This window comes from Salinibacillus aidingensis (genome assembly GCF_039522525.1).
Taxonomy (GTDB): domain Bacteria; phylum Bacillota; class Bacilli; order Bacillales; family Alkalibacillaceae; genus Salinibacillus; species Salinibacillus aidingensis.
In genome coordinates, this window is record NZ_BAAADO010000021.1 from 1 (window position 1) to 575 (window position 575).

Genomic DNA, 575 nt, shown 5'->3' on the forward strand with positions numbered 1-575 from the left:
GTTACCTTGCCGTAGCGGTTAAAGGTGCTGTCCGGCAGATAAGACTTGATGTGCTCAAGGTTAATCAGCGCGGTATACACTGCCGGGTTGTAGCTGGCTGCCATCTGTTCCAGCCATTCACGCTGGATTTCGCGTCCGTCGGTGGTGGCACCTTCCACCCCGATGCGAAAACGCTTTGCTTTCACTGTCATGAGCCGTGCTCCGTTAGAAAAAACTTACTGGAGCCTTATGGTTGCGGTGATGAGGGCAGTGAAACAATGCACGGTATTTGTACCGACAACCACACAAACCGCAGGCGGGGAAAGCCTTCATTCAAGGCTGTAGGTTTGTGCCATGAACACCACACTGACATCCGCAGATCTCGATCCCCGTCGGCAGGCCATGCTGCTGTACTTTCAGGGATATCGCGTAGCCCGCATTGCTGAAATGCTGGGCGAGAAAGTTGCAACCGTCCACAGCTGGAAGAAACGCGACAAGTGGGGTGACTATGGGCCGCTGGATCAGATGCAGCTCACCACCGCCGCACGCTACTGCCAGCTCATCATGAAGGAGCACAAAGAAGGGAAAGATTTCAA

2 protein-coding genes are annotated in these 575 nt (G+C 54.1%); one reads left to right on the forward strand and one right to left on the reverse strand.

Features of this window, described 5'->3' with window-relative positions; all coding sequences use genetic code 11:
* Window positions 1-191 (reverse strand): GPO family capsid scaffolding protein (locus ABD006_RS17910; protein WP_162522714.1); only part of this gene is annotated, 191 nt, incomplete at its 3' end.
* Between the two features lie 142 nt (window positions 192-333).
* Between ABD006_RS17910 and ABD006_RS17915 the strand changes: the two genes are divergently transcribed.
* Window positions 334-575: terminase gpP N-terminus-related DNA-binding protein (locus ABD006_RS17915; protein WP_343844114.1), on the forward strand; the 242-nt coding region annotated here is incomplete at its 3' end.